Genomic DNA, 3,588 nt, shown 5'->3' with positions numbered 1-3,588 from the left:
TGCGGGCCTCCAGCCCGAAAATTTGGTGAATGCGCTGGGGATTTTCTGGCTGAGGGCATTTCCTTCAAAAGCAAGGGGGCGCAGCCCCTAGTGTTCCAAGTCGCAAAAAATAGATATCTACCACTGCTGGCAGTGGCAAAGGGGAGCGTTTAGGGTTTATCCTATTCGCAACATCTGCAAGAGGGCAGGCTGCCATGAAGGGATTTGCGCGCGTACTTGGGGCTTGGGGGATCCTCACCCTGATCGCCGGGATCTCGCCCGGCAGCGCTGTGGGCCAATCGGCCTTGCCTCCTGTGCCCATCATGCCCTCGGATCCCCAAGGTTCGTTTCCCGATCCAGGGATCCCGGCAGCCCCTTCCCCTCCCCGTGAGCCGGTCGGGCTGGATCTCCGCCATCTAGTGGGATTGTTCATCAACGAGTCCTTGGGTGCAGGCAACCAAGCTGCCGCAGTCAGTTACAACGACCTCTACACCCGCCTGTTGGCCCGAAGCTACGGGGATCCCCGCCCCCCCATTGAGGTGGAGTACGAGTTCATTCAAGAGATCCTGCGGGAGTATGGGGATCCCGCCGATCGCTTCTGGGATCCGCAAGCTTTTAAGGACTTGCTCAACCGTCCCCGTCCTCCCGTACAAGCCCGCGGGATTGGCCCGCGCCAGGTTTACTTGGCTGTGCCGGATCTCACCCCGGCCACAGCTCAGCAAATCCGCCAAACCCTCTACACCCAAGACTACAGCCAGGGCATTGTCCTCGACCTGCGCGGCTCGGTGGGCTACGACCCCCAAGTGGTGGCCGATGTGGCGCGCCTATTTCTGCCCCGCTCCGTCCAGCCGCTGCTGATTACCGAAGACCGATTCGGGCAGCCCACCCTCTGGAACAGCGAAAATCTGCCCATTGCCGCCGGGATCCCGTTGGCCGTTCTCGTGGATGGTAACACCCGCCAGGGGGCCACCCTCTTGGCTGCCCAGTTGGGATCCAGCGGTAGCACCCTTATCTTGGGACAGCCCACCCAAGGCAGCGAGCGACAAACCCGCTTCTTTGCTCTCCCCTCCGGCGCGGCGGTGGAACTGGCCGTGGCCACCTGGAAGACAGGAGATGGTCGCTCTTTGGAGCGGGGTCTGGTGCCCTTGCAGACCGTGGAAGGAGATGACAATGCTTGGCTGAATGCCGGCCTGCAAGCGCTAGCCTTGCCCCCCCGGCGACCTGCCCTGCCCCCACGGCCTACAGTGCTGGTGCAAAAGGGTCGAGTCGGTCGCTTTGAGCTGGGCATGGATACCCGCAACGTGGATACCCACCTGCTGGGCAATGTCGATCAGATCCCAGCGGCCTCTGGAGCCAATGTGTTTCAGCCCAACAGCGACTTGAAGATCTTTTACCTACAAGACTACATCCTCTTCACCTACCGTCATCCGGGCATTGTGGATAGCTTTTTCGCCAACCGCATCTACACCACCCACCCGGAAGCCATGACCGGCGAAGGGATCCGCATCGGCTCCACCTATTCGGAAGTGATCGCCGTTTACGGCGGGCCCGGCGAGAACGGCTACAACGAGGTGGTACCCTATCCCAAGGGAAGCCGAGAATATCTGCGCGACGACCGCTACTACGTCAACTACGATGCCCTGGGCCTGGCCTTTGCCTTTGAGGTGGGATCCAACCAGGTCACGGCCATTGGCCTGTTCAAGCCGGGGAGCTGAAGGCGAGGGCAACTGGGGAATCTCTGTTGGCTTGCCAGAGGGTTCGGGGATCCCGTTCATCTCCACGTTGTCCCCTGCCGGAGAAAAGTTAATCGATTGTTAATCTTTTTGTCCTGATCTCTCAACATCGCCCGGAGCGATGCGGTAGATTAGTGCAGCAACCCCCGCAAAGGGGATTTTTTGTGCCATCTACGGACTGTAGGAGAAGCTCTTGGCAAACGTCGTGGTTGTCGGTGCCCAGTGGGGCGATGAAGGAAAAGGGAAGATCACCGACCTCCTCAGTGAAAAGGCCCATGTGGTCGTCCGCTATCAAGGTGGGGTGAATGCAGGGCATACCCTGGTGGTGGGGGGCCAAACCTTCAAGCTACACTTGATCCCCTCTGGCATTCTCTACCCCGACAAACGCTGCATCATCGCCAGCGGCACGGTGATCGATCCCGAGGTTCTGCTGGCCGAGATCGACCAACTGCATCAATTGGGCATTTCCACCGACAACCTGTTCATTGCCGAAACAGCCCACGTTACCCTGCCCTACCACCGGGTCATTGACATCGCAGAAGAGGAGCGGCGTGGCATTTACCGGCTGGGCACCACCGGCCGGGGCATTGGCCCCACCTATGCCGACAAGGCCGAGCGCATGGGCATTCGCGTCGTGGACTTGATGTACCCTGACCAGCTGCGGGAGCGCCTCAGTTGGGCCATTCCCTACAAAAATGTCTTGCTGGAAAAGATCTATAACTTGCCGCCCTTGGATCCCGAGCCGATCATCGAGCAATACCTGGCCTATGCCGAGCGGCTGCGCCCCTATGTTACCGACGCTGCTCTGCTTCTCACCCAAGCCATCGAAGATCGGGAGAACATCCTGTTTGAAGGGGCTCAAGGCACCCTGTTGGATCTCGACTACGGCACCTACCCCTACGTCACCTCCTCCCATCCCATTGCCGGTGGCGCTTGTATTGGCGCTGGGATCGGCCCCACCAGCATTGACCGGGTGATCGGGGTGGCCAAAGCCTACACCACCCGCGTTGGCGAAGGCCCTTTCCCCACCGAGCTCAAAGACGAGATCGGGGCGTACCTGGGGGCAACCGGTGCTGAATTTGGCACCACCACAGGGCGACAACGGCGCTGCGGCTGGTTTGACGGGGTAATTGGGCGCTACGCGGTGCGAATCAATGGCCTAGACTGCCTGGCCATCACCAAACTGGATGTGCTGGATGGCTTGGATGAGATCAAGGTGTGCGTGGCCTACGAGTACCAGGGGCGGGAAATTCGTCACTTTCCCAGCGATGCCCGGGTTTTCGCCCAGTGCAAACCCATCTACGAAACCCTGCCGGGCTGGAAATGTTCCACCAAAGATTGCCGCTCCATCCAAGACTTGCCCCCCGAAGCCCATGATTACCTGAAGTTTTTGGCGCAGTTGATGCAGGTGCCGATTGCCATTGTTTCTCTGGGGGCCAGCCGCGACCAGACGATCATTGTCGAGGATCCCATCCACGGCCCCAAGCGGGCCCTTCTCTACCCCAATGGTGGCAAGCGCGCCCACGCCCTCATGCCCGACTGAGTGGGCCTCAAGCACAATTGGGAACAAGGACAATACTGTAGTGATCAGTAAGTTATAGTCATTTCAGTTTAGGGTGAGACGCCTGAGCCACTGAGAAAGTCTTCCGCCCGAGGGTGGTTGCAGAAGCAGCGTGGAGCATTTTGAAAGCGTCTTAATCTAACTTGAAATAACTGCAATGGGTCAGAAAATCAATGGTTTAGCTAGTCCGCTGGGAAGCCTCGCCCTCTATGCATCAGCATGAGGGTCGGGATGAAAGGCGGTCTTTGTGCTGTGGTCAACCTAGCTGTACAGAACAGCTTTGTTGGAATCTGGTGCAGCTACGCGGTGGGACAT

2 protein-coding genes are annotated in these 3,588 nt (G+C 59.1%); both read left to right on the top strand.

Features of this window, described 5'->3' with window-relative positions; translation table 11 throughout:
- Positions 1-194: 194 nt before the first annotated feature.
- A complete protein-coding gene (locus tag NW815_RS12405; protein ID WP_414391147.1) occupies positions 195-1,694 on the top strand; it encodes a S41 family peptidase in 1,500 nt (499 codons plus the stop codon).
- Positions 1,695-1,905: 211 nt separating this feature from the next.
- Entirely contained in the window at positions 1,906-3,255 is a 1,350-nt protein-coding gene (locus NW815_RS12400) for an adenylosuccinate synthase (RefSeq protein WP_011431751.1), read from the top strand.
- The last annotated feature ends 333 nt before the right edge of the window (positions 3,256-3,588 follow it).

Source organism: Synechococcus sp. R6-7 (assembly GCF_047461695.1).
Lineage (GTDB): Bacteria > Cyanobacteriota > Cyanobacteriia > Thermostichales > Thermostichaceae > Thermostichus.
Note: the sequence above shows the minus strand (reverse complement) of the source record. Positions and strands in the feature narration are given on the sequence as shown.

Excerpts from the sequence above, each read along its gene's own strand:
- NW815_RS12405 (WP_414391147.1), top strand. The coding sequence starts at position 195 with ATGAAGGGATTTGCGCGCGTACTTGGGGCTTGGGGGATCCTCACCCTG.